Annotated in this window: 36 protein-coding genes and 1 tRNA gene; all 37 read left to right on the forward strand. The window is 43.9% G+C overall.

Translation table 11 applies throughout. From position 1 onward, the window contains the following. The 37 genes from FTV30_RS06235 to FTV30_RS06415 all read left to right on the forward strand — a co-directional run bounded on the left by FTV30_RS06235 (position 1) and on the right by FTV30_RS06415 (position 22778). Positions 1-321: a hypothetical protein gene (locus tag FTV30_RS06235; protein WP_180001214.1), complete on the forward strand. Its 321-nt coding sequence runs from the start codon at positions 1-3 to the stop codon at positions 319-321. A 2-nt stretch (positions 322-323) separates the two neighbouring features. Beyond that, complete coding sequence (locus FTV30_RS06240; RefSeq protein ID WP_218950554.1) at positions 324-1061, forward strand: phage antirepressor KilAC domain-containing protein; 738 nt, start codon at positions 324-326, stop codon at positions 1059-1061. Further along, positions 1061-1819: a YdaU family protein gene (locus tag FTV30_RS06245; protein ID WP_180001216.1), complete on the forward strand. Its 759-nt coding sequence runs from the start codon at positions 1061-1063 to the stop codon at positions 1817-1819. Before FTV30_RS06240 ends, FTV30_RS06245 begins: the two co-directional genes overlap by 1 nt. Beyond that, positions 1812-2492, forward strand: a complete 681-nt coding sequence (locus FTV30_RS06250; RefSeq protein WP_180001217.1) for a hypothetical protein — start codon at positions 1812-1814, stop codon at positions 2490-2492. The genes FTV30_RS06245 and FTV30_RS06250 overlap by 8 nt, the downstream gene beginning before the upstream one ends. Continuing rightward, positions 2489-2830 (forward strand): hypothetical protein, encoded by a 342-nt coding sequence (locus FTV30_RS06255; RefSeq protein ID WP_180001218.1) that lies wholly within the window; start codon positions 2489-2491, stop codon positions 2828-2830. The genes FTV30_RS06250 and FTV30_RS06255 overlap by 4 nt, the downstream gene beginning before the upstream one ends. Beyond that, the gene (locus FTV30_RS06260) at positions 2827-3189 is read left to right on the forward strand and encodes a hypothetical protein (RefSeq protein WP_180001219.1); all 363 of its coding nucleotides are present in this window, start codon (positions 2827-2829) and stop codon (positions 3187-3189) included. Before FTV30_RS06255 ends, FTV30_RS06260 begins: the two co-directional genes overlap by 4 nt. After that, positions 3186-3449 (forward strand): hypothetical protein, encoded by a 264-nt coding sequence (locus FTV30_RS06265; RefSeq protein WP_180001220.1) that lies wholly within the window; start codon positions 3186-3188, stop codon positions 3447-3449. The genes FTV30_RS06260 and FTV30_RS06265 overlap by 4 nt, the downstream gene beginning before the upstream one ends. Before the next feature lie 70 nt (positions 3450-3519). Then, positions 3520-3930, forward strand: coding sequence for a DUF559 domain-containing protein (locus tag FTV30_RS06270; protein ID WP_180001221.1), 411 nt, complete (start codon positions 3520-3522; stop codon positions 3928-3930). Beyond that, entirely contained in the window at positions 3927-4427 is a 501-nt protein-coding gene (locus FTV30_RS06275) for a hypothetical protein (RefSeq protein ID WP_180001222.1), read from the forward strand. Before FTV30_RS06270 ends, FTV30_RS06275 begins: the two co-directional genes overlap by 4 nt. 283 nt (positions 4428-4710) lie before the next feature. Next, positions 4711-4787 (forward strand) — tRNA-Arg (locus tag FTV30_RS06280). A gap of 410 nt (positions 4788-5197) precedes the next feature. Continuing rightward, entirely contained in the window at positions 5198-5371 is a 174-nt protein-coding gene (locus tag FTV30_RS06285) for a hypothetical protein (protein ID WP_180001223.1), read from the forward strand. Further along, positions 5364-5810: a hypothetical protein gene (locus FTV30_RS06290; protein WP_180001224.1), complete on the forward strand. Its 447-nt coding sequence runs from the start codon at positions 5364-5366 to the stop codon at positions 5808-5810. Before FTV30_RS06285 ends, FTV30_RS06290 begins: the two co-directional genes overlap by 8 nt. Then, positions 5761-6402 (forward strand): putative metallopeptidase, encoded by a 642-nt coding sequence (locus FTV30_RS06295; RefSeq protein WP_180001225.1) that lies wholly within the window; start codon positions 5761-5763, stop codon positions 6400-6402. The genes FTV30_RS06290 and FTV30_RS06295 overlap by 50 nt, the downstream gene beginning before the upstream one ends. Before the next feature lie 45 nt (positions 6403-6447). Further along, entirely contained in the window at positions 6448-6945 is a 498-nt protein-coding gene (locus FTV30_RS06300) for a DUF2280 domain-containing protein (RefSeq protein ID WP_180001226.1), read from the forward strand. After that, the gene (locus FTV30_RS06305) at positions 6942-8597 is read left to right on the forward strand and encodes a terminase (protein WP_180001227.1); all 1656 of its coding nucleotides are present in this window, start codon (positions 6942-6944) and stop codon (positions 8595-8597) included. The genes FTV30_RS06300 and FTV30_RS06305 overlap by 4 nt, the downstream gene beginning before the upstream one ends. A gap of 12 nt (positions 8598-8609) precedes the next feature. Beyond that, positions 8610-10031: a DUF1073 domain-containing protein gene (locus tag FTV30_RS06310; RefSeq protein WP_180001228.1), complete on the forward strand. Its 1422-nt coding sequence runs from the start codon at positions 8610-8612 to the stop codon at positions 10029-10031. Next, a complete protein-coding gene (locus FTV30_RS06315; RefSeq protein ID WP_373683708.1) occupies positions 9991-10686 on the forward strand; it encodes a phage minor head protein in 696 nt (231 codons plus the stop codon). The genes FTV30_RS06310 and FTV30_RS06315 overlap by 41 nt, the downstream gene beginning before the upstream one ends. A gap of 3 nt (positions 10687-10689) precedes the next feature. After that, the gene (locus tag FTV30_RS06320; protein ID WP_180001230.1) at positions 10690-10917 is read left to right on the forward strand and encodes a DUF551 domain-containing protein; all 228 of its coding nucleotides are present in this window, start codon (positions 10690-10692) and stop codon (positions 10915-10917) included. A gap of 47 nt (positions 10918-10964) precedes the next feature. Next, positions 10965-12296, forward strand: a complete 1332-nt coding sequence (locus tag FTV30_RS06325; protein ID WP_180001231.1) for a DUF2213 domain-containing protein — start codon at positions 10965-10967, stop codon at positions 12294-12296. Between the two features lie 2 nt (positions 12297-12298). After that, entirely contained in the window at positions 12299-12778 is a 480-nt protein-coding gene (locus tag FTV30_RS06330; RefSeq protein WP_180001232.1) for a hypothetical protein, read from the forward strand. Positions 12779-12841: 63 nt separating this feature from the next. Continuing rightward, positions 12842-13852 (forward strand): DUF2184 domain-containing protein, encoded by a 1011-nt coding sequence (locus FTV30_RS06335; RefSeq protein WP_180001233.1) that lies wholly within the window; start codon positions 12842-12844, stop codon positions 13850-13852. A gap of 8 nt (positions 13853-13860) precedes the next feature. After that, positions 13861-14247 (forward strand): hypothetical protein, encoded by a 387-nt coding sequence (locus FTV30_RS06340; RefSeq protein ID WP_180001234.1) that lies wholly within the window; start codon positions 13861-13863, stop codon positions 14245-14247. Beyond that, positions 14247-14633: a DUF4054 domain-containing protein gene (locus tag FTV30_RS06345; protein WP_180001235.1), complete on the forward strand. Its 387-nt coding sequence runs from the start codon at positions 14247-14249 to the stop codon at positions 14631-14633. Before FTV30_RS06340 ends, FTV30_RS06345 begins: the two co-directional genes overlap by 1 nt. Next, the gene (locus tag FTV30_RS06350) at positions 14630-15112 is read left to right on the forward strand and encodes a hypothetical protein (RefSeq protein ID WP_180001236.1); all 483 of its coding nucleotides are present in this window, start codon (positions 14630-14632) and stop codon (positions 15110-15112) included. The genes FTV30_RS06345 and FTV30_RS06350 overlap by 4 nt, the downstream gene beginning before the upstream one ends. Next, the gene (locus FTV30_RS06355) at positions 15112-15483 is read left to right on the forward strand and encodes a hypothetical protein (RefSeq protein WP_180001237.1); all 372 of its coding nucleotides are present in this window, start codon (positions 15112-15114) and stop codon (positions 15481-15483) included. The genes FTV30_RS06350 and FTV30_RS06355 overlap by 1 nt, the downstream gene beginning before the upstream one ends. Before the next feature lie 2 nt (positions 15484-15485). Beyond that, positions 15486-16004, forward strand: coding sequence for a hypothetical protein (locus tag FTV30_RS06360; RefSeq protein WP_180001238.1), 519 nt, complete (start codon positions 15486-15488; stop codon positions 16002-16004). Between the two features lie 23 nt (positions 16005-16027). Continuing rightward, positions 16028-17146 carry a DUF3383 family protein gene (locus FTV30_RS06365; protein ID WP_180001239.1) on the forward strand — a complete coding sequence of 373 codons (1119 nt, stop codon included), beginning with the start codon at positions 16028-16030 and terminating at the stop codon, positions 17144-17146. A 9-nt stretch (positions 17147-17155) separates the two neighbouring features. Next, a complete protein-coding gene (locus tag FTV30_RS06370) occupies positions 17156-17599 on the forward strand; it encodes a phage protein (protein ID WP_180001240.1) in 444 nt (147 codons plus the stop codon). Positions 17600-17607: 8 nt separating this feature from the next. After that, on the forward strand, positions 17608-18063 hold the full coding sequence (locus FTV30_RS06375) for a phage tail assembly chaperone (RefSeq protein WP_218950552.1): 456 nt from the start codon (positions 17608-17610) through the stop codon (positions 18061-18063). Between the two features lie 35 nt (positions 18064-18098). Continuing rightward, complete coding sequence (locus tag FTV30_RS06380) at positions 18099-18257, forward strand: hypothetical protein (protein WP_180001241.1); 159 nt, start codon at positions 18099-18101, stop codon at positions 18255-18257. 14 nt (positions 18258-18271) lie between these two features. Beyond that, positions 18272-18508 carry a hypothetical protein gene (locus tag FTV30_RS06385; protein WP_180001242.1) on the forward strand — a complete coding sequence of 79 codons (237 nt, stop codon included), beginning with the start codon at positions 18272-18274 and terminating at the stop codon, positions 18506-18508. An 8-nt stretch (positions 18509-18516) separates the two neighbouring features. Beyond that, on the forward strand, positions 18517-18675 hold the full coding sequence (locus FTV30_RS06390) for a hypothetical protein (RefSeq protein ID WP_180001243.1): 159 nt from the start codon (positions 18517-18519) through the stop codon (positions 18673-18675). Positions 18676-18713: 38 nt separating this feature from the next. After that, positions 18714-19325 (forward strand): hypothetical protein, encoded by a 612-nt coding sequence (locus FTV30_RS06395; protein WP_180001244.1) that lies wholly within the window; start codon positions 18714-18716, stop codon positions 19323-19325. A gap of 177 nt (positions 19326-19502) precedes the next feature. Then, a complete protein-coding gene (locus FTV30_RS06400; RefSeq protein WP_257228914.1) occupies positions 19503-20543 on the forward strand; it encodes a formylglycine-generating enzyme family protein in 1041 nt (346 codons plus the stop codon). A gap of 69 nt (positions 20544-20612) precedes the next feature. Beyond that, positions 20613-20957, forward strand: coding sequence for a diversity-generating retroelement protein Avd (gene avd / locus FTV30_RS06405; RefSeq protein WP_180001246.1), 345 nt, complete (start codon positions 20613-20615; stop codon positions 20955-20957). A 289-nt stretch (positions 20958-21246) separates the two neighbouring features. Beyond that, positions 21247-22335, forward strand: coding sequence for a reverse transcriptase domain-containing protein (locus FTV30_RS06410; protein WP_180001247.1), 1089 nt, complete (start codon positions 21247-21249; stop codon positions 22333-22335). Beyond that, positions 22335-22778 (forward strand): hypothetical protein, encoded by a 444-nt coding sequence (locus FTV30_RS06415; protein ID WP_180001248.1) that lies wholly within the window; start codon positions 22335-22337, stop codon positions 22776-22778. Before FTV30_RS06410 ends, FTV30_RS06415 begins: the two co-directional genes overlap by 1 nt. Positions 22779-22811: the final 33 nt, after the last annotated feature.

Here is a 22811-nt window from a genome sequence, read left to right on the forward strand (position 1 = left end):
ATGGGAGTCGATGATTTGAAAGAAGCAATCGAAAAAGGATATTTGGGCGGGAAATACACCGTTCCGAAAACCATCAAATTTACACATGAAATGCTTGATGCAATCGCTATTGCTAGCGAAACCAATGAGCAGGATTCGTGTAACTGGGTGCGTGAGGTCATAGCGAAAGCCCTACTAGCTGAAGATGCTAAGTATGAGCGTATGGCAAGAGCGCGTAATCGGTCAAAGTGTACTTCGGGCACTTTGGTACACCAAAAAGAAAGCCCAGTGGGTGCAACCACTGAGCTTGATATTCAAAACCTAGAGGGAAATGAACAGTGAATATGTTAGCACAAATTCAAAATGATAATAACACAGACCAAGTGACCATGGTATCGCTTGAGCTTGTTGACTATATCAACGACAGCCGAAAGTTTGACGAAAAGCCAGTTCAGCTTCGCCATGCTGATTTCATGGCAAAAGTGCCAAAAGTTTTAGGGTGGGAGCTGAGCGAAAAATTTCGTTCAGTGTATACAGACACAACTGGCCGAACACTACCTTGTTATCGCTTCCCAAAACGCGAAGCTTGTCTAATGGCTATGTCATATAGCTATGAATTGCAGGCTCAAATTTTTGACCGCATGACTGCAATGGAAAACCATATTGCAGCGCAAAACCTACCATCCTACGCAATCGACGACCCAATCGAACGCGCCAAAAAATGGATTGAAGAAGAAAAGCAAAAACAGGCTGCTATTTACCAATTAGAACTCGCAGCTCCAAAAGTTGCATTCGTGGATAAATACGTTGCAGGGAATGGAAATAAGACATTCCGCCAAGTTGCAAAGCTACTGCAAGTCAAAGAAAACACCTTCCGCAGTTTTTTGGTTGAAAACAAAATCATGTATTTACTCAATGGTGAGTGGACTGCATACCAAAACCATGTAGATGCAAAGCGATTCCATGTCAAAACAGGCGTAAGTGATTCAGGTCACGCATTTAATCACGCCTTGTTCACACCAAAAGGTGTCGAGTGGGTTGCTGGGGAGTTGGCTAAGTTTAATTTAAGAGGTGTGGCGTAATGCATTACTACAAACGCAACATAGGTGATTATGCCAAAAAAGCAGGGCGCCTATCCATGCTTGAGCATGGTGCTTATACCTTACTCATGGATGCGATTTACGATCGTGAAACATTCCCGACTTTAGAAGAAGCATTGGACTGGGCATGGGCGCGTGATGATGCGGAAGTGGCTGCGATTAAGTTCGTTTTATCTAAATTTTTCACTCTTGATGGTGATCGTTATGTTCAAAAACGCATTCAAGATGAACTTGATTCATATAAAGCTAAAGCTGAAACAAATGCACGAATCGCCAAAGATCGTGAAGCAAAACGCAAATCTAAGCACGAACCGTCACGAAACGTGCACGAAGCGTGTGAAGAAAAGCACGAACCGTCACCTAACCATAAACCACTAACCAATAACCATGAACCAATAACCAGTAACCAATATATATATACATTCGACCTGGATTATGTGAACGCGAATTTATTGAAGTCTGGCCGTAAACCAGTTGACCAGAAATACATTGATCAACTGCAACCACAGTTCGAGTTGTACTACGCAAACCAACCCATGGTTGATAACAAAGCGCTAGTGAAATTTGTTCAATGGATTATGCGTAATCAGGATCAACCTCAAAAACAACAATCCATCACTAAAACCACAGCTCAGATTCTTGCTGAACAACGTATGCAGTTAGATCAACAGCAGGGACAGGTGATTGATGTTGGTGAACCAAAAAAGCCATTACTGATTGAGGAGGTGGGTCGTGCATAACGGGATCGCCTTAGACAAGGCACGCGAATACTACGACATCATGCAAGTGATGTATGGACACAAGTTCATTAGCCAATTTAACGGCATGACTGACCTGAATCGCATTCTGAATATCATCAACGGTGCTTTGGCAATGTTGAGTGATGAGCAATTTCAAAAGGGCATGGCTCAGTTGAATGCAAAAGCCGGATCAGGTGATTTCTGCCCAACACTTTCTGATTTCAAAACTTGGTGCATGTCTGGCAGCTGGTGGACGGCAACAGAGGCTTGGCAGCGTGCTTGTGATTATTCAAACCAATCAGAGCTTGAGTTGCTGGAAGGGAAATTGAAAGTCACTACCTTGACCAAAAAAGCATGGGACTCGGTTTACTGGCTGGTTGAGCAGGGAAGCATGAAGGAGGCTTTCAAACAGTTCAAGTCGATCTATGAGACCTATCTGGCCAAAGCTCAGATGCAAGGTCGTCAGCAAGAGTGGTATGTGCCACCGAAGATGATTGGTACATCCAAGGCAGCGCCTAAACTTAAATCATGGCTACCTGAGCCGACACCAGAGGAAAAATCTTGGGTGGAAAGCAAGGTGAAGGAATTTCAAGAAGCGGGCATGTCTTTGCCGATGGCGATGATGAATGCGATGAAGTTGAAGTATGAGCAAAGCGCAGGGGGTGGGGTGTGAAGAAACGTCAGATTAAGAAGCTAAATAAGAAAGCAATGCTCGCACTAATTGATTGCGGCTGGTGTGAGCTAGAGGATTTTGATCTTTGGAGTAACGACTGGATTATGTATGTCCACACCGAAACCAGAGAGGAGTCATGGGTTGATGAGATTGAGCCATTTTCATATTTGACTGGCTTGGTTCAGGACACACTGATTGACTACGTTGAGGTCAAGGATGATTCATGGATGGGATTTCATGTTGAGCAAGTGTGGAAAAGAAGCCCTGATTTAAGTGTTATTGAGATTTTTTCAATTTTCAAATCCACCTATGGATTGCGAGTAGGGGGTGGGGTGTGAGTTTTACTGTTCCAGAGAAATACAGAATTAAATCAGGACCATTGGCGAGCAATGAGAGCTACGGAAACAATGGTGCATTTTGGGTGAAGACCAAGAAATGTGTTTTCACTGTCATTGCTAGTGATCAAATGGGTTGGGAGCATGTCAGTGTTTCGCTTCCAGCGCGCTGCCCAACATGGGAGGAGATGTGCTTTATCAAGTCGCTATTTTGGGGTGAGGATGATTGTGTAATCCAGTACCACCCATCCAAAAGCGACTATGTGAACAATCACCCGTATTGCTTACACCTGTGGCGGCCAATCGAACAGTCATTACCAGTGCCACCAAGTTTTATGGTCGGTAAGGCGGGTGCCGCATGAACGAAAGAACGTATCGGCACAACAAGGCAGCCTCATTAAATCGTGGCATCGATGTATTGCTTGTTATCAAAAACACATCAATCGCCACAACCAAGGAAATTAAAGATCAAGCACTGCCATACATGACGATTAGATCGGTACAGCGCTACTTAAAAACCTTGGTGCAAATTGGCCTTATTGGATTTGTTGGGGGTGGTAATGACGAATATCGCTACTTCCTTACACCTAAAGCCAAACAGTTATTTGGGGTGAATACGTGAAGGACCTTAATAAAACCTTGATGTTTATTTTCATGGCAATTGGCGCCGTTGTGTTGAGGATGTGGGGTGAATGACCAGCTACTCAATCGCTGAATACAAGAAGATGGTTAAAGCTACCAAGCCGAAAGGGCGCTCCAAGCGTCCTAAGGTGAAAGGCGAAAAAGTACCGAATGAGTTTGAGGCGAAACTGGCCCGAGAACTAAAGACTTTAAAAATAGATTTTGAGCAGGAATTTAAGTTTCACCCAGAGCGTAAGTGGAAAGCAGATTTTCATTTAGTGGGTAAAAAAATATTGGTTGAAGTGGAAGGTGGGATCTGGAGTGGTGGTAGGCATACAAGAGGCAAAGGCTACATTGGGGATATGGAAAAATATAACGCAGCAACCATGATGGGTTATCAGGTAATACGGTTTAGCACAGAGCAAGTGAAATCAGGTTTAGCGATACAACAGATAGAGAAGATGGTAGGGGATTTAGGATGAATGCAGCAGTGAAAGTTCAAAATATTATGCAGGCGGTAGATTGGTCGAAGCACTCACTGGAAGAATGGCTTTATCAATTTGGTGCTTGGATGAATAGCGTATCTGGTGTGTGTGGTAATAGCGTCAATCCGATTGCTGTTGCTATGGATCAGGCGGTTGTTAAGCAGCGCAAGTTTAAGTTGGGTGTGAGAAAGACTCGTCAAATTATTGCTGATTCCATGTTGTCAGAGGAAAAGCCAAAATTATCCAGAGTTGGGGTGGCCTGTGAGATTAATGATAATGAAGCGCGTGCAGTCCAGCGCTTAATTCTGGATATGCAGGGCCAGAGCGAAATCATGGATGAGTGGATGGATGCGATTATCTGTCGATATTTTTATGGGAACTCATGGTCGCAGATGTGCAATGAAAATCGAACGGGCGTGGATGCAAAGTTTGATGTGAAGTGTGGTCTAGCTGCGCTGCATTGCCGATATGGGTTTATCGCATACGAAAAATGAATAGTATTTGACCTTGATCAAGGCATCTGTTAAATTCGCGTTATAGTGGCGCGAAGTGTAAGTAAGTCGCACTACTGATAGAAGGCTCATCGAAAGGTGGGCTTTTTGCATTATGGCGGTTTCATTAATTTCTAGTGGTTTTTAAATTAATGCCGCCACCTGTTAGTTTTAAAAGGTGAGTATTACTTTGGATTGGCGACCCATTAACACAGTCAGTTATGAGCCATTAAGCACACACTACTAAGCCAACTAGGAAGAATTACTTCTTAGTTGGTTTTTATTTGCGCCATTAGCTCAACTGGAAAGAGCATGGGTTTTCTATACCAATGGTTGTGGGTTCGAATCCTACATGGCGTGCCAGATTCTAAACCCCTCGAATTCGAGGCCTTTAAAACTACAAATAGAGGACTGGTATTTGCTTGATCGTTGCTTGCTTAGCCAGGAAGAAATCTTGCTTAGTTCGACAAAATCGCTGACATTATTTCGGAAATAAATATCATAAATTTATGTTTTATAAGTAAAAGTAACTGACATTTCTTGCGACATGATTGCTTGATTGTCCAGGAGTAAATCATGCTTACTTTCTTAAAACGCCTATTCTGCTTTCATCACTACGATTACGAGTCTGATATTTTTATTCAGGTAGAGTGTCGCAAGTGTGGAAAGCGTCGAGACAATTACACGAATTAGCCGGACATATTACGGCATATAAGGCCCTGCTCAATTCTGGAGATTTGAGTGGGGTTTTTCTTTTCTTATTGGTGGTACCCATGGCAGACAAAGTACAAGCGAAACAAGACTTAGAATTTTGCAGTGCTGAGCTGTCTAAGTATCAGAACCTCAGCCGTGTAGGCTTGCGGCATAGTGAATTGGTCGCAATTGATAATGTGATGATTCGACTTAAAGAGCGCATTAAGAATTTACGTGTGGCTTTGTATGGATGAGAAGTCCTATAAACTTTTTACTCAAAAAATCCCGCCAAAAAAGAAATCACGTACAAGACCATTACCAAAAGCATCTGACAAGTATTTAGAAGCATTCGATCGATTGAAAGAAATTCTTGATCGTATGGAGATTAAGTACGAAGAATACTTTCATTTTAAAAGTACTAAGCACTGGCGTTTCGATTTGCACCTGGTTGGCTATCTCACATTAATTGAAATTGCTGGTGGGCCTTGGTCTGGTGGTCGAAAAGGTAAATTAGCCACAAAAGCCTGGAGTATGGATCGCTATGACCATGCTGAAGAAATGGGTTACCGCTATCAGCGTTTTGAAGTCAATGATATCAACATGGGCCGTGCAACTACCTGGCTTAGAAATTTAAAGGCATCTTATGGAACAGTTCAGACCATTCCCGCCGACGGAGCTGATGGATCAGGCTGAGGAAGAGGAAGCCATTCGCTTGGCACCTGCACCAGAACTTAAAGAGTGGGTCATTACAAATTGGCTTACTTTAGGTGGTGAACTTCACAATCCTGATCACGACCATATTGCTGATCTACTTCACGACAATGAAGAGTTCCTTACATTCGCCTGGGCTTCATCTGCCGCCGTAGCTAAAAAACGTATGGTGCTGGGCCAATGTGAAAAGGTCATGTTTAACGTGGGTGGCTGGAAGAAAGCACGTCAGGAACAACAGATGCGGGACTGGTTCGGTTTTGTACCTCAATATCTGATAACAGTTGATGCTGCATTTTGTGAACAGGCCTCAGATCGTGAGTTTTGTCGGCTGATTGAGCATGAGCTATATCATATCGGCGTTGAACGCGATGAAGACGGCGAAATCATTTATAGCGATATGACTGGTCTGCCTAAGCATTACTTAGCCGGCCATGATGTTGAAGTGTTCTTTGGTGAGACCAAACGATGGGGTGCAGACGAATCTGTAAAACGGCTTTTGGAAATTGCCAAGAATGCGCCGTTTGTTTCAGAAACTAATATTGCTGCGTGTTGTGGGAACTGTGTCATCGGTTAAATTTTTTGCCCGTCTTCTTAGACGTACTTAGACGGATTGGAATTTATGGCCAGACTAAAAAAAGAGGTGCAAACCTATATAGTGCGGTCACTTGCACAATTCAATACACCACAAGAAACGGTAGTGCTCGTCAAAGAAGAATTTAACATTGATGTGAGTCGTCAGCAGTGTGAGGCATATGATCCAACTAAGCGTATCGGTAAAGATTTAAGCCAGAGTTTAAAAAAAGAATTTGAAGATACTCGCAAAAGTTATCTTGAGGCACCGCAGAATATCCCTATTGCAAACCAAGCCGTTCGCTTAGAGGTGTACCAGAGACTAATTAATAAGGCTAAAAGTCCTGCGATGGCTTTAAAAATCCTCAAGCAAGCTGCCGAGGAAATGGGTGGTAAGTACACTAATCGTCAAGAAATTACCGGTAAGGATGGGCAACCTATTAAAACCGAAAATACAAACAATAACCCGCCTCAATACACACCCGAGCAACTTGCAGGCATGACCGCGCAAGAGCTTTCACGTTTGGCAATTAATGGCAAGTTATGACTTATGCACTTGAAGAAATAGCGCCACTAATCAAAGAGTGGACGATAAACACACGCCTACCCGAAGTCATTGCTGAGATGACAAGGCGTTATTACTACAAAGCAGTAATTGAGCAGAGCGAACTAAGCAGACAGGCAGAGATCTATAAGTGCAGTAAAGATCCGGTACATTGGTTTAATAACTGGATCTGGACATACGATCCGCGTGGTATGGCTTTTGGATTGCCTGCGAATATCCCTTTTGTGCTTCGACCTAAACAGGTTGAGTTAGTGCACTGGTTACTTGATCGAGAGAGCAGTCAAACACACGGCTTAATTGAAAAGTCTCGTGATGAAGGGATGAGCTATGTTGTACTCGGGTTCTTTTTACATCGATGGTTATTTGTTGAAGGCTTTGCGGGTGGTGTGGGGAGTCGTAAAGAGGAACTTGTAGATAAACGCGGTGACCCAAAAACGTTACTGCATAAATTCCGCGACATGTTCAGCAAGATGCCAGACTGGATGAAGCCTAAAAACTTCTCATCGCGTGATCATGATAACTACATGCGTATTGTGAATCCCGACAATGGCGCAACGATTACAGGTGAAGCCGGTGACAACATTGGTCGTGGCGGTCGTACTTCAATGTACTTCCTTGATGAATGGGCATTCGTTGAACGTCAAGAAGCTGTAGATGCTGCAATCTCTCAAAACACCAACGTACATATTAAAGGGTCAACACCCAACGGTATTGGCGATAGATTCCATCGTGACCGTTTTAGCGGTCGCTATTCTGTCTTTACCATGCCTTGGCGTGATAACCCGGATAAAAATTGGCAAGTCGATCTACGCGGCAAACTGATTTACCCATGGTATGAAAAGCAGCTTGCCACACTAGATGAAGTGGTATTGGCCCAAGAGGTAGATATTAACTATGCCGCATCGGTTGAAGGTGTCTTGATTCCTTCGGTATGGGTTCAGGCTGCTATTGATGCTCATAAGAAACTTAATATTGAACCTACTGGTGACCGCATTGGCGCACTGGACGTTGCAGATGAAGGGCGAGACAAGAACTCTTTTGCAGGCCGTCACGGCATTGTTTTGGAATACTTGGAGTCATGGTCTGGTAAAGGTGATGACATCTTTGGTACCACACAAAAAACCATGGACCTTTGCATTGATGATGATTACGGTCTGCTTTATTACGATGCTGACGGCTTAGGCGCTGGCGTTCGTGGTGATGCTCGTGTGATCAATGAGCAGCAACGTGAAATAGGTGGTGTTGAGGTTAACGTCGAATCATTCCGAGGTTCTGCATCCGTTCATGATCCTGAAGGTGAAATGGTAGAGAAACGTAAAAATAAAGACTTCTTTGCCAATCTTAAGGCTCAGTCGTGGTGGTCATTACGTATGAGGTTTCAGAATACCTATCGTGCTTTAAAAGGCATGGAGTACGACCCAGACAATCTAATTTCACTATCTAGTGAGATTGATAAGAATGAGTTTGATCAACTGGTCATGGAATTATCACAACCTACATACATGAAAAACGGTGTCGGAAAAATCTTAGTCAATAAGCAACCAGATGGCGCTGTCTCTCCCAACCGGGCTGATAGTGTGATGATCTGTTTTAACCCTGCAATTTCCGATATGGCGATATGGGATAAGCTCTAACCGAGACATAAAATGAAATTCACAAATATTTTTACCGCAGATGGTTTTCAGAACTTTGCTGCGCGACTCGGCTTGGGTGCGGGAAGTCAGCAAGACCAATCAACATATGGTTTCGATTTTCTCAGTCGTGACCGATTAAAACTTGAAGCTATGTATCGATCAAGCTGGATCGTGGGTCAAGTGGTTGACGTTGTTGCAGAAGATATGACCCGGGAAGGGATCAATCTTCGCGGTCTGGATGATCCTAAGGATGCAGAGCTGATTCAGGCAAAATTGGATGAGTTGGAAATCTGGAATGGGATTACCAACGTTATTAAATGGGGCCGTCTATACGGCGGTGCTATTGCTGTGATGCTGGTTGATGGTCAGAACGTAAGCACGCCATTAAATATTGATACGGTATCTAAAGATCAATTTAAAGGTTTGATGGTTCTAGATCGCTGGCTCGTTCAGCCTACTTTGCAAGATCTGGTGACTGAGTATGGCCCTGACTTCGGTATGCCTAAATACTATGATGTGATTGCCGACTCGCTAGGGTTATCTAATCAGCGCATTCACTATTCTCGTATCATTCGATTCGACGGCGTGGATCTACCTTATTGGCAGCGTATTGCTGAAAACCTTTGGGGGCAGTCAGTTATTGAGCGCCTATTAGACCGATTGGTTGCATTTGACAGCACGACTACTGGTATTGCTCAACTCGTCTATAAAGCGCATTTACGCACATACAAAGTCAAAGGCTTGCGTTCAATTATTGCGGCAGGTGGCAAGGCTTTGGATGGCTTAGTGAAGCAAATGGAGCATATCCGCTTATGGCAATCCAATGAGGGGATGACCCTTATGGATGCAGAGGATGTATTTGAAGCTCACTCTTATAGTTTCTCAGGGCTTGATGCTGTTTTACTACAGTTTGGGCAACAACTTTCCGGTGCTTCGCAAATTCCATTGGTTCGCCTATTTGGTCAATCTCCTGCAGGCATGAATGCCACTGGCGAATCAGACCTAAGCAACTACTACGATAATATCAATCAACAGCAAGAACGCCGTATGCGCACAGGTCTTGGCAAGCTTTTAAAGATTGTCTCTCTGTCTGCACTTGGTAAAAAATTACCTGATTCATTCAATTTTGATTTTGCCTCTTTATGGCAAATGGACGATGTGCAAAAAGCTGATGTAGCTACCAAAATTACAGATGCTGTTTGTAAGGCTGAAGACCAGGGTTTGATTACACAGAAAACAGCATTAAAGGAACTTCGCCAATCGAGTGAAATCACCGGTATTTTCTCAAACATTACCGATGATGATATTGAAGCTGCAAATGATGATCCACCGGCACCAGTGAGTGAAGAAGATGAAACAATCAGTCCGACACACACCGAACCGGGCGAGGAAAGTGGAACTCAAGTACGGAAGACAGTTGAGGCAGATATCTAGTTATATCGATTCAATTGTTAAGGGTTTTGATGTTCAGGATGAAACGGTCTATCCCTCTATCGTCACAGCATTGCGCAAGTATGCTGAAACTTTAGATGTTTGGGCGCGTCATGCATCCGGAAAAATCCTAATGGATGTAGCCTTACGTGATGAGCGTACATGGCTGATCTATGCACAGGATATGTCCAGAGGTATTAAGGATCAGATCAGAAACACCGATATAGGCGCCACCTTTCAAATACTGCAGAATGATCAGGTTCGACTTATCAAGTCATTACCCCTTAATGCTGCACAACGCATTCAAGACCTATCAACACGTGCAGTCATTGAAGGTGGTCGATCTGATGAGATATCAGGCCTAATCATGGCAATCGGTGGAGTCACCAAGGCTAGAGCGAATACTATTGCACGAACTGAGATATCAAGAGCCACAACATTGTTCACACAGTCACGTGCTGAGGCATTGGGAAGCGATGGTTATATCTGGCGAACGTCCGAAGATAGCGATGTGCGTCATGATCATCAAGAGCTGAGCGGGCAGTACGTGCCATGGAATAAACCACCGATTGCAGATAAACGTACTGGTACGCGTGCTCATGCAGGTTGTATTTGGAATTGTCGCTGTTATGCTGAACCAGTGATTCCAGAGGATTGAGTGATGGCTGAATGGATAAGTGTTAAGGATCGGTTACCAGAAAACCAAAAAGGGTTCTTAATGCATAGTGACTTAATGGCGTACAGGGTTGAAGATGATGGGGCTTTTATTGATTATGAAGTGGCATTTAAGTACGGCAAATTTTACGCCTTTTGCTGTATAGATGGGGAGTTTGGAGTTATAACCAATGTTACCCACTGGCAGCCATTGCCCGAACCACCAAAAGATTAAACAAGCCACCGCAAGGTGGTTTTTTATTGCCTCAAATAAGGTGAATCATGTTCAAGAAAAAACAAACAAAGGATCGACAAACCAAAGATCGATCCAACTTTTACACCGTTGGCAAACTTGGCAAGACACGCGAAGTTACACCGGAAGGCTATTTGCTATGTCGTGATGTAGCGATTGCCTGTACTGGCAGCTTACTTTATGGCGAGGGTGAAGTGCCTGTAACTGCTGATGCGGGGCTGATTGTTATTACTCGTGGTGATGAGGATTTATTTAGCCCTCAAACAATTTCAAGTTTTGAGGGTAAGCCAGTCACCAACAATCATCCGGATACATGGGTAGCTCCTGAAAACTGGAAAGACTTGGCGAAAGGTGTAGCGCAGAACGTTCGTCGTGGTGAGGGTGTTGAAGATCACTTATTGATTGCAGATTTACTTATCCAAGATCAAGAAGCCATTAATGCTGTTCAAGAAGGTAAGGTGGAGATTTCTCTAGGCTACGATGCTGATTATCAGGAAATCAGTAAAGGCAAAGGGGTTCAGAGCAACATTATTGGTAATCACGTTGCATTGGTAGATAAAGGGCGATGCGGTTCTCGCTGCTCAATTGGAGATACACAGATGGCTAAGATAGTCAAAAAGAAGGTTAGCTTTGCTGATCGAATCCGTAATCTAGTGAAAACTAAGGATGCGGAAGAAGCTGAGAAATTAGCTCAGGCGGTTGAAGATGAAGATCTGGATATTGAAACCAAAGACGGTGAAGATGATCCAGAAGACGATGGTAAAGGCAAAACTGCTGATGCTGCTGTAAATCGTCAAATTCTCAAAATGCTTAAAACTATGGATTCTCGACTTGGTGCCTTGGAAAAGAAAAAAACCAAAGATTCGGATGACCCTGAAAAGGAAACTGAAGATGGCGAAGACGATCCGGATGATGAGCCAACCAAAGATGACATCCTAAAGCCAGAGCCAGCCGGTAAAGCTGATGTCGGCACAACCTACACTGGTGACTCACTTCAAGACATTCGTTCTCGTGTTGAAATTCTTGCACCAGGCTTGAAGCTTCCAACTATGGATTCGTCTGCTAAAGACGTTGGAAAAGTCGCAGATACAGCAAAACGTAATGCTTTGAAATTAGCTTATGCAACCGCTGATGGTCTGAAAACAATTGGCCCATTCGTTGGTGGTGCTAACGCAAATATTGACGCATTGCCTGCACATACGATTGATGCTGCATTCATCGGCGCATCCGAACTCATCAAGCAACAAAACAATTTGAAAGGTGTACGCACTGGTGTGACGACTCGTGACTTTGGTCGCTCAGCTCCAACACCTGCCGACATTAATGCTAAAAACAAAGCCTTCTGGAATAAAGGACATTAATCATGAGTAACGCATTTTTATACCGCATGCCTTCTGGTATTGCGGGTGATGTATCACGTAAGTCACATTCAACCATTGAAGCGCATAACACAGTGACTGGATTTACCGGTTTCGGCTTATTTGGAAAAATAAATGCTGATGGTAAGTTTGCCCCATTAGCAACTAGCGATACTGCTGCAAATGTATACGGCCTGATCGTTCGCTCATACCCAACCCAATCTGCGAGCAATGCCCTTGGTGGTGCTGTTCCGGTAACTGGTTTTAATGATGTATTGCGCCGTGGTTATATGACTGTGAAATGTAATGCGGGTACTGCGAAAGCAGGTGGCAAGGTATTCGTTCGCGTAAATGCTGGCACACAAGTTAAGCCAATTGGCGGTATTGAGGCTGTAGCGGATGCGGCAAACACAATCGAAGTGAATGCGATCTTCATGCATGCGGCTGATGCAAGCGGCAATGTAGAAATCTCTTACAACATCTAATTTAAACAAGCATAAATCAGGGCGCTCATGGCGTCTTTTTTTATGTTTGCAGGAAAATAAAACATGAAGAAATTGATTTTAGGTGCTGCGGTTGGTGCTGCAATGTCAGCCATTCGAGCACAAACGCGCGACCAGATGTTGACATTTGACCAGCGCACAGTGGATAGCTCGGGCGCTTTCTTGGTTGGTGAGCTTGAGCGCTTAGATCAAACCATGCACGAACCACTAGCAAGTGTTACGTGGTCGCGTGATATTGATTTGCGATCTGACGTATCCATTGCCGATGAAACATCATCTTTCACCAACTCTACTTTTGCTGCTGCAGGTGGTCCTTCGGGTAGTGGTAAAGCATGGGTCGGTAAAAATACTGATGCTATTCAGGGCATCGCCTTGGATATTGGCAAAACTGCATCCCCATTAACTTTATGGGCTATGCAGATCGGCTATACATTACCTGAACTTGAATCAGCTTTAAAAGTTGGTCGTCCAGTTGATGCGCAAAAACATGCAGGCCTAACACTTAAATACAACATGGATGTGGACGAACAAGTCTATATCGGTGATGAGCAACTTGGTCTTGAAGGTTTATTTAACTCGAGCAAAGTTGGTGCAACAAACGTAAATGCGACTTGGGCTACCGCAACACCTCAACAAATTTTGGATGATGTAAACCTTGTGTTGAATAACGCTTGGATTGCATCTGGCTTTGCTGTATGCCCTGATAAATTGCTTTTACCACCGCAGCAATTCGGTGTGCTCACCTCTCGTGTTGTAAGTGATGCAGGGAATATCTCGATCCTAGAGTTTTTGAAAATTAACTGCTTGGCAATGTCAGTAAATGGCAAGCCTTTGGATATTCAGCCATCCAAGTGGGCTGTGGGTCGTGGTGTTGGTAAAAAAGATCGCATGATGGTTTATACGCAGTCTGAAAACCGTGTTCGCATGCCCTTGGTTCCACTACAGCGCACCCCACTTGAATATCGTGACTTGCGCCAATTGACGACTTACTTTGGTCGTATCGGTGCGGTTGAGTGGGTCTACCCAGAAACCGCTTACTACGCTGACGGTCTATAAGGAGCACCATGGCCATGACTAAACTTATACAGATCCTTTTGACAAAAGAACTTGTTGTTAATCTCGGAAAAGATAAGCATGGTCAGCAAAAAACAGTAACCCTTCCTGCAGGTGTGCAGGAGGTGGAAGCTGAAATTGCTGAACACTGGTTTGTCAAAGCGCATTCGCAAGAAATCACCGCCTCTGCTGCAGCCAATAAAGAACTTCAAGATGCTCATGACGCACTCACTGCAGAACATGAAGCATTAAAAGTTCAGTCTGCCGCAGCTGATAAAAAAATTGCTGAACTAGAAAAATCGGGTCAGGCTAAAGATAAAGAAATCGAAGCATTAAAAGTTCAGTTGGCTAAGGCTCAAACACCGTCTGAAACAAAACCAGATCCAAAGGCTAAATAATGTTAGATGAATCAACCTTTCGGCAGACGATGCCAGCCTTCGCCAGTGTCGATGACTACCCATCAGCACAATTCAATTTTTACTTAAAACTTGGAGTAAAGCTGTTACCTGAAAGCCGTTGGGATGATTTGTTAGATGATGGCTTAACCTTCTTCATTGCACACTATTTAGTGCTGTATGCGCGTGATATGGCTTTTGTGGATATCGGTGGTATCGGTGGAAAGGTTGTTGGTAATGAAACAGCCAAGTCTATTGACGGTGTCTCTAAGTCAATGGATGTATCGGGCGTAATGATTACCGATGCGGGTCATTGGAATCAAACAACCTACGGCATTCAGTTCTATCAACTCATGCAGATGATTGGTGCGGGTGGTATTCAGCTATGAGTGTGACCATGACGGGTGAGGGTTTAGCTGGCATTTTTGAAGCAATTGAAAAGCTAACATCTCAAGAGGTGTTAGTGGGGATTCCACATGGTGAATCACGTTCTGATACCGATATAACCAATGCTCAAATTGGTTATATTCAAGAAACTGGCTCACCGGCAATGAATCTTGAAGCTCGTGCATTCCTTGCACCAGGTGTAGAGGGTTGTCAGGAATTGGTTAGCACTCAGTTAACCAAGGCAGCAGATGAAGCCCTAAAAGGAAACAATCAGGGTATAGAGCGTTGCCTGAATCGTGCCGGCATGATTGCTCAAAACAGCGTAAGAGCAAAAATTAATAGTGGTGACTTTGCTCCATTATCTGAAGCCACATTAAGAGCCAGACGACGTGCAGGTAAAACACGAACCAAGCCATTGATTGATACTGGTCAATTGCGTAATTCGATCACCTACATTATTAAGAAAGTTGGAGAGGATTGATGCCAGGCTTGGATGTAAGTGATGTTCTACTTGATCCTGATTTTATGAGCAAAGGCATTGACTGCAAACGAACAGCGGTCATTGCTGGTGATAAGGGGAGACCACAAACTACCGTTACCAATCATAAGTTCAATGGTGTTGTGACAAGTAATGATGGTTTTAAGTTAGATCGAAAACCTGATGGAACAGTCATTAAGGGCGCTATCAATATTCACACACGCTTTGTTTTAACTGAAGGTGATGCAAGTCATCAAGCAGATGAAATAACGTGGCAAGGGCGTGAATATATTGTTTCTCAAACACTTCCCAACACCCAGTACGGTCGCGGATTTATCAAAGCGATTTGTATCTTAAAACCAATCTCAGGATAACCATGAATACTTCAGCAACGGGTGGATACATCTTGCCTGATGGTGGAGCTGTGCCAAATGACCAAGAACTTGAAGATATTTTTCAGGCTTTTATTAAGGGCGTAACAGGTCTTTCGGGTTCTATGATTCGTCCTAGGTTTCAAGAAAAGCCACTTCCTGTACCGGCGGTCGGTGTGGATTGGGTTGCTTTTGGGATTAGAGCTCAACGCCCAGATGATGGCCCTTATTTTGAACAACATGATGAAAATGCTACATCAATTCGTCATGAAGTAATTGACATGGCTTTGTCATTTTATGGGAACCATGGTCAACACTTCGCAAAACTCTTTGTTGATAGCACAGCAATTCCACAAAACGTTAATCAATTAAAACCACACAAAATTAAGCTTATTGAAGTCGGTGATGTGCTTACAGCGCCCGACCTTGTTAATGAGCAGTATGTTCATCGTTTCGATGTTACGGCGACTTTTAGGCGTAAGACTGAGCGCACCTATCCAATCAAAACCTTTCGGGGTTATTAATTCGAATTAATCAGGAGTCTTTAATGGCTTTACCTACTTCAAATGTTGTCAATGTCAGCATTAGCCTGGCTGCATTGGCAGCAGGGCCGCGTTCATTCGGCTCTCTGCTTATTTTAGGCACCACAACAGGCGTTATTGATGCTATTGAGCGAATGCGCGAATACTCCAATATAGGTGAGGTTGCGGAAGACTTTGGGGTTGATGATCCTGAGTACAAGGCAGCACTTGCATACTTTGGGCAATCACCAAAACCACGGACCCTGTATATTGGGTTTTGGGATAAGGTGGGTGGGTTAGAAACGGCTCAAAATGTTGTTGCGGAGTGCTTAGAGTCACTTAAATGGTACGGCTTAGCATTTGCCAGTGATTTGACAGATGTTGAGGCGGATGAAGTTGCCGCATTGATTGAAGCAGCTTCCCCAGTCCGTAATTTTGGCCTTACTACACAAGATGAAAATGCGCTGAATAGCGCGGGTGTTTCAGATGTTGCTTACAAGCTTGCAAATAAGAAGTACCGCCGCACATTCACCATCTTCTCCAGCGATAATCCACATGCAGCAGCATCTTTTTACGGTCGTGCATTTAGTGTCAATTTTATGGGCACTAATACCACCATCACCATGAAGTTTAAGCAACTACCTGGAGTCGCACCTGAGGACTTAAAAACCAGTGAAGCAAAGGCTTTGACCTCCAAAAATTGTAATGTGTTTGCTAAATACAATAACGGAACAGCCATCCTGCAGGAAGGCGTGATGTGTGATGGATCATTCTTTGATGAAATCCATGGTCTGGATTGGCTTCAAAATCATCTGGAATCAGCGCTGTGGAATCTTTACTACACAACGAACACCAAGGTTTCGCAGACGCCTGCAGGCATTAATCGTCAATGTGCCGTGCTTGAACGTGCATGTGAGCAAGGTCTTACAAATGGCTTGCTGGGTGAGGGGCAATGGAGCGGTGAAAGTTTTGGGGCGCTAGAAACGGGCGACTATCTACCTAAAGCATTCTACGTGTATGCCAATAGCCTTGATGACCAAGCTCAAGCTGAGCGTGAAGCACGCAAAGCACCGATCTTCCAAATTGCAACCAAGCTTGCTGGAGCCACCCACTTCGCTGACGTTTTCGTTTCAGTTAATCGCTAAGGAATTCTTATGTCATCTTATTCGTTCATGGACACTCAATGCGCTCTAACGAGCGATGACGGTGTTGTGGATCTCGGTTATGGTGCTGCCATTGCTGAGGAAGGTATCACATTCGCTATGGCGGGTGATAAAAACACAATGACCATTGGTGCAGATGGTGAAGGCATGCATTCACTGCATGCAGATAACTCTGGTCAAGTCACTATCCGCTTACTCAAGACTTCGCCAGCTAATGCCAAGCTAATGAATCTCTACAATGCGCAAAAGTCAAAAACTGCAAAATGGGGTAAAAATACAATCACCCTCAACCACTCCGGCTCAGGTGATAACCACACAGCCTCAAAGTGTGCTTTCAAAAAGGTGCCTGACTATACCAATGCTAAAACTGGCTCAATGGTTGAGTGGATCTTTGATGCAATCAAACTTGACATGAAACTCGGCACATACGCATAAGGTGAAATATGGAAATTATCCCAATCGGTGGTCATGACTATACGATTGGGCGCTTGAATGCGCTCGATCAACTTCATGTGTCACGCAAAATCGCCCCAATTGTTCCGAACATCATGCCGATCCTAACCGAAGTGGCAAAAGGTGATTTGGAAAGAGTCATTGAATCTATTGAGGATGGCGAAAATAATGAGCTTGAAGGCCTGGAACCTTTAGCGGAAGCATTAGAACCTTTCATGGAGGCTATCGCTAAGATGCCTGAGGATGATGTGAACTATGTTGTTCATAAGTGTCTGTCGGTGGTTAAGCGTGGGGGTGCAGCAGTATGTCGCAATAACACAATCATGTTTGACGACTTGGACATGAATCACTTGCTGCCCCTGACTATTGCAGTGATCCGAATGAATCTTGGAAATTTTATTCAAGATCTGCTTATGAAGGCATCGAGCATGAAGCAGGTCAAGTAACTTTTAAGAACCTACCCAACCAAGAGGACTGGCTATTGCGGCCAGTCGTAAAAGGCATGTGTAGGTATGAATCCCTACTCGATAAGACTCTCGATCTGGCTGATATTGCTTTGATGAATGATGCCCTTGATGTCATTGCAGATAATGAATATTTGGTGGAAGAGGCCAGAGAAAGAAAGGGTAGTAAAAAATAATTGGTGGTGAAAATATGGCGATGAATAAGTTTGTGTTAAACAGCACACCGCAAAAAATAACAGATGGCACAAAAGAAGGCTTGGCTCAAGGCATGGGAAATCGTGATTTTTACTTTGCTCAGGGTGTAGGTATGCCATCAAAAGACATTTATTTATTTGACAGAAAAGTAAGCTTTCCTGCCAACACTACACTATGGGCTTGGTCAATTGACGCAAACCCCGTAACCGTATCTGTTTTAACCACCGACTAGGAAAAGCAATGATTAAAACACCACTTAGCACCATGATAGGTGGTGCATTTTGGACACCAGGTGCTGTAATTATCGGATCAATGGATGCAGGTTTATTGATGTGGAGTTTTATTGGTGCGGATTTAATGTGGAATGCGGTAGATAGCACCCCAATGTGGCAGCAATAATCAACTCAATTGTGTCTGAAGTCACATAAGGAGGCAGTATGGTTTTACCAGTATCTGGTGTTGTTGGCGTAAATGTTAGTGTTGCTTCCGGATCAACCTGGAAACCAAAAGCAACAATCATGACAGGTAATCTCAATGCGGTTATTAAAGCGCTGTTCGCAGAAGGTGAGCAGGGCCTAGCGTTCTATCCTAAGAATTTAAGCACTCTATATCAAGATGTGGCTGGTGGTATTCCTGTCATGTCACTTACACAACCTGTAGCAATGATGAAAGACTTATCCGGTCAGGATAATCATGCCTTTCAATCCACCCAGAGATTGAGGCCAATCATCTTGGATGCAGGATTCTTATATCCAAATGATTCACCCGGATTCACTATTAACATCCCTGAGAACCTGATTGACTGCACTGTAATTATGTCCTCGCAAACAAGTGTTTTTGGGGTATCTACCAATCAAGAAGTGCGGGCGGGTAAAATAAATATAACGCCAGAAGACTTTTGTTTGGTGATCAACCGACAGCTAACTGTGTACGAAATTGTAGCGATAAAAGCGGCAATAGGCAGCTTTATTACAAGGTCTTTGTACTGGCGCCTAAATAGTCAGAAGCTAATGTACAGCCCCGATGAAACCACTTTGATGTGGCAATAACTGATTAATTAAGGATTAAATATTATGGCTAATTTACCTGCATCAAGCAGCCTTGTCGGGTCTTCTGTCACAGAAGCAGGCTTTAAAGAAAATCTAACCAAAGTCATAGACTATATCGGCGGTACAACCGGGAATAATATTGAAGGTGGCAACCTTACGATTCTTGTAAAAGACTCATTGCGTCAATCGGTAGAGCTAGCATCTGGTGGCTTGCAAACCGTACTTTATACGGCCAAAGGTCAGCCGACTTATATGAACATCATTCAAAAGTACGATATGAGTACGATTGATGCTTCATTGAGTGGTACACACCCAGCGTTTATTGTGGACGGCGTAGAAAAGCCTGAAATCTTCATTGGGACATACCAGGGTCGAATTGTTGGTGGTGAGTTGCTCAGTCTGCCAAACGTAGAGCCAACGCACAGCACCAACTACACAAACTTCCTTGCGGCAGCAAGAGCGTGTGGCAATGGTCATCACCTGATCACAAATGCTGAATGGAGCGCCGTAGCCTTGCAATGCTACAAGGATAACACCCAGCCACTAGGAAATACTTATTATGGCCGAAGCTCAGAAGATCCATTGCTCATTGGTCGTCGTGCAGATGGCTTAAATCCGGGTGATACATCTGGGTCAGCACGCACATTAACTGGATCTGGCCCAGTTGAGTGGCGACACAACGGCAAAGAGAATGGTATTGCCGACCTTTCGGGTAACGTCTGGGAATGGAATTCTGGAATGCGTATTTTTAACGGTGAAATCCAGGTTATTGCAGACAATAATGCGTCAAAACTAGCGATTGATCTTGGTGCGGCTTCCACTGAATGGAAAGCGATTAATGGTGAAACCGGGAACCTAGTCACACCAGATGGCGCAGGAACCACGGTAGGCACAATCAAATATGCTGATGGCGGCACAGCAGACTACACAATTAATGGGTCTAATTTTGGTGGTATCCGCAATTTATCAACCACCAAGCCAGTGACCGCTGTAGCTTTAGCTCGACTGAAAGCATTGTGCTTATATCCTCACATTGAAAATACCGCTTCATATAACAGCGATTATTTTGCTAAAAACATGGATGGGGAGCGCGTGCCCCGCCGTGGCGGCCGTTGGAACGCCGCAGCCGGTGCTGGCGTGTTCGCCTTGACCTTGAGTGGCGTCCGTTCGAGCACGGATACGAGTCTCGGGTCTCGTCCAGCTTTCGTTAATCTGTAATCTGTACTGTGTTATCTGTATGCGTGCGTGATAACGCACGTTCTTAATTTTGTTTTGTAGAGATCTATTGTGTCTAGTGATTTATTAATCAGACAAAAATGCGAAGAAATGATTGCCTATGGCTATGTCGCATTACGTCAATTTCCAAAATTTGAAAAGCATGTGCTTGCAGCAGAAATGAGGAATGCCATGTGGGGAATATTGAGGTTGATTGTTGTCTGTAATAAACGCTACCACAAGAAAACCACACTACAAGAGCTTGATGCGGAACTTGATCTGTTACGCGCCCAGGTTCGGATTTCTAAAGAATTAGGTTATTTAGACTTTAAAAAATACGAACACTGGTCCAGACTAAACAATGAGATTGGCCGCATGGTAGGCGGCTGGATCAAAGTATTTGCCGTAGGCAAATAGGGGTGTGCGTTACAACGACGGTCCCTTCCCATCCGTGGCGGCAATTGGAACAACGCAGCCAATGCTGGCGTGTTCGCCTTGAACTTGAATAACGTCCGTACGAACACGAATACGAATATCGGGTCTCGTCCAGCTCTTAGAGCGTGTCAGAAATCTGGTTCCTACTGGAGCCAGGGCAGAACACTTTAAAAGGATGCGCACTCCTTAGATGAAAATCTAAAAAACTAAACAGGCGGCATAGCTGAGTAGCAATAGCGAAAACTTATGCCGCTTTTATTTTGAGATATACATGGCAATTACATACAACAATCTGTTTAGTCAGATTTACGACTTTGAAAATTTGTATAACGCATATTTGAAGGCCCGGCGCGGCAAGCGTGATCGGCGTGAAGTCTTAAAGTTTGAATTAAATCTGGAAGAAAACCTGATTCAATTACAGAACGAATTGATCTGGGGGACGTACAAGACAGGTGAGTATCGAATCTTTAAGGTATATGAGCCGAAAGAGCGCGATGTTGCAGCACTTCCATTTCGGGATAGGGTCGTACAACACGCTATTTTACTGGTTATTGAACCCATCTGGGAGAAACGATTTATTGACGACAGCTATGCTTGCCGAGTTAATAAAGGTACGCATGTTGGCGCAGATCAAGCACAACGCATGATGCAAAAGGTACTAAGAAACCACGGCGTTTTATACGCATTCAAGGCTGATATATCCAAATTCTTCTACAGTATTGATCATGAGATTATGAAAAGCCTGATCAGAAAGAAGATCTCATGCAAGAAACTACTCAAACTGACGGATGACATTATAGATTCATCCGGTGGCGGTGTTGGAATACCTATTGGCAACCTAACATCACAGCTATTTGCAAACATATATCTGCATGAGCTGGATGAGTATGTCAAATACCGGCTGTGTGAGAAGCACTATCTGAGATATATGGATGACTTCTGTATTTTCCATCACAACAAGGATCACTTGCGTCATTTACGCATTGACGTAGAGCGATTCCTATTTGAGAAGCTAAAGCTCCAAACCAATGCAAAAACACAAATATTTCCAGTGTCCGTCAAGAACGGACGAGCATTGGACTTCCTTGGCTATCAAATGTGGCCCACTCATCGACGTGTAAGAAAAAGCTCAATTTCCAGAATTTACCGAAAAATAAGGTTTATGAAGAAACAGTACAGCCAGGGCAGGATTGAGGCAAAGCGCATCCAGGCATCCATTAACTCTTGGCTTGCACATGCTTCTCACGCAGACAGCCTAGGCTTGCGAAAATCAATACTCAATAAGGCTGTTTTTGTCAAACAAGAGGACAAGAACACAACCACTACTGTTTTATTACCCAAAATAGAGGATTTAACCTAATGCTCAAGCTTGTATCAAACCGAAACGGCGCAGAGATTCACCAGCTCGAAGTCACACAAGATGGATGCACAATTACACCTGGCATGGATGGTGTTGTGGATCTAATCAAAGACCTCAATTACGACAAGAGAAAGATCCTAAACGCACTATCGCAATTCAATCCTGATTACGTGTGGGCAGTCACCTACGAAAAACCACCATTGAAACCATTAACACGCCGTCAATTCCGCTTGGCACTTGTCATGAATGGCTTTGCTCTTGCTGATATTGAAGCGATTATTAATCAAATTGAGGATAGTACACAGCGACAGATCACACTGATTGAATGGCAGGATGCTACGGTGTTTGAGCGAAATAATAGCAGCCTTTTCGCAATGGCAGCGCTGATGGGGCTGTCTTCGGCTCAAATTGATGAGCTTTGGTCGCAAGCACTAACACTCTAACTCGCTTTAAGTTAAGCCGCGCTAATAAGCGCT

The sequence above is a fragment of the Acinetobacter sp. YH12255 genome (genome assembly GCF_013417355.1).
Classification (GTDB): Bacteria; Pseudomonadota; Gammaproteobacteria; order Pseudomonadales; family Moraxellaceae; genus Acinetobacter; species Acinetobacter pseudolwoffii.

Excerpts from the sequence above, each read along its gene's own strand:
- FTV30_RS06375 (WP_218950552.1), top strand. The coding sequence starts at position 17,608 with ATGGAAATTATCCCAATCGGTGGTCATGACTATACGATTGGGCGCTTG.
- FTV30_RS06355 (WP_180001237.1), top strand. The coding sequence starts at position 15,112 with ATGCCAGGCTTGGATGTAAGTGATGTTCTACTTGATCCTGATTTTATG.
- FTV30_RS06415 (WP_180001248.1), top strand. The coding sequence starts at position 22,335 with ATGCTCAAGCTTGTATCAAACCGAAACGGCGCAGAGATTCACCAGCTC.
- FTV30_RS06300 (WP_180001226.1), top strand. The coding sequence starts at position 6,448 with ATGGCCAGACTAAAAAAAGAGGTGCAAACCTATATAGTGCGGTCACTT.
- FTV30_RS06365 (WP_180001239.1), top strand. The coding sequence starts at position 16,028 with ATGGCTTTACCTACTTCAAATGTTGTCAATGTCAGCATTAGCCTGGCT.
- FTV30_RS06240 (WP_218950554.1), top strand. The coding sequence starts at position 324 with ATGTTAGCACAAATTCAAAATGATAATAACACAGACCAAGTGACCATG.
- FTV30_RS06395 (WP_180001244.1), top strand. The coding sequence starts at position 18,714 with ATGGTTTTACCAGTATCTGGTGTTGTTGGCGTAAATGTTAGTGTTGCT.
- FTV30_RS06285 (WP_180001223.1), top strand. The coding sequence starts at position 5,198 with ATGGCAGACAAAGTACAAGCGAAACAAGACTTAGAATTTTGCAGTGCT.
- FTV30_RS06370 (WP_180001240.1), top strand. The coding sequence starts at position 17,156 with ATGTCATCTTATTCGTTCATGGACACTCAATGCGCTCTAACGAGCGAT.
- FTV30_RS06235 (WP_180001214.1), top strand. The coding sequence starts at position 1 with ATGGGAGTCGATGATTTGAAAGAAGCAATCGAAAAAGGATATTTGGGC.
- FTV30_RS06320 (WP_180001230.1), top strand. The coding sequence starts at position 10,690 with ATGGCTGAATGGATAAGTGTTAAGGATCGGTTACCAGAAAACCAAAAA.
- FTV30_RS06325 (WP_180001231.1), top strand. The coding sequence starts at position 10,965 with ATGTTCAAGAAAAAACAAACAAAGGATCGACAAACCAAAGATCGATCC.
- FTV30_RS06385 (WP_180001242.1), top strand. The coding sequence starts at position 18,272 with ATGGCGATGAATAAGTTTGTGTTAAACAGCACACCGCAAAAAATAACA.
- FTV30_RS06275 (WP_180001222.1), top strand. The coding sequence starts at position 3,927 with ATGAATGCAGCAGTGAAAGTTCAAAATATTATGCAGGCGGTAGATTGG.
- FTV30_RS06245 (WP_180001216.1), top strand. The coding sequence starts at position 1,061 with ATGCATTACTACAAACGCAACATAGGTGATTATGCCAAAAAAGCAGGG.
- FTV30_RS06390 (WP_180001243.1), top strand. The coding sequence starts at position 18,517 with ATGATTAAAACACCACTTAGCACCATGATAGGTGGTGCATTTTGGACA.
- FTV30_RS06345 (WP_180001235.1), top strand. The coding sequence starts at position 14,247 with ATGTTAGATGAATCAACCTTTCGGCAGACGATGCCAGCCTTCGCCAGT.
- FTV30_RS06270 (WP_180001221.1), top strand. The coding sequence starts at position 3,520 with ATGACCAGCTACTCAATCGCTGAATACAAGAAGATGGTTAAAGCTACC.
- FTV30_RS06340 (WP_180001234.1), top strand. The coding sequence starts at position 13,861 with ATGGCCATGACTAAACTTATACAGATCCTTTTGACAAAAGAACTTGTT.
- FTV30_RS06295 (WP_180001225.1), top strand. The coding sequence starts at position 5,761 with ATGGAACAGTTCAGACCATTCCCGCCGACGGAGCTGATGGATCAGGCT.
- FTV30_RS06410 (WP_180001247.1), top strand. The coding sequence starts at position 21,247 with ATGGCAATTACATACAACAATCTGTTTAGTCAGATTTACGACTTTGAA.
- FTV30_RS06290 (WP_180001224.1), top strand. The coding sequence starts at position 5,364 with ATGGATGAGAAGTCCTATAAACTTTTTACTCAAAAAATCCCGCCAAAA.
- FTV30_RS06350 (WP_180001236.1), top strand. The coding sequence starts at position 14,630 with ATGAGTGTGACCATGACGGGTGAGGGTTTAGCTGGCATTTTTGAAGCA.
- FTV30_RS06265 (WP_180001220.1), top strand. The coding sequence starts at position 3,186 with ATGAACGAAAGAACGTATCGGCACAACAAGGCAGCCTCATTAAATCGT.
- FTV30_RS06310 (WP_180001228.1), top strand. The coding sequence starts at position 8,610 with ATGAAATTCACAAATATTTTTACCGCAGATGGTTTTCAGAACTTTGCT.
- FTV30_RS06360 (WP_180001238.1), top strand. The coding sequence starts at position 15,486 with ATGAATACTTCAGCAACGGGTGGATACATCTTGCCTGATGGTGGAGCT.
- FTV30_RS06305 (WP_180001227.1), top strand. The coding sequence starts at position 6,942 with ATGACTTATGCACTTGAAGAAATAGCGCCACTAATCAAAGAGTGGACG.
- FTV30_RS06330 (WP_180001232.1), top strand. The coding sequence starts at position 12,299 with ATGAGTAACGCATTTTTATACCGCATGCCTTCTGGTATTGCGGGTGAT.
- FTV30_RS06335 (WP_180001233.1), top strand. The coding sequence starts at position 12,842 with ATGAAGAAATTGATTTTAGGTGCTGCGGTTGGTGCTGCAATGTCAGCC.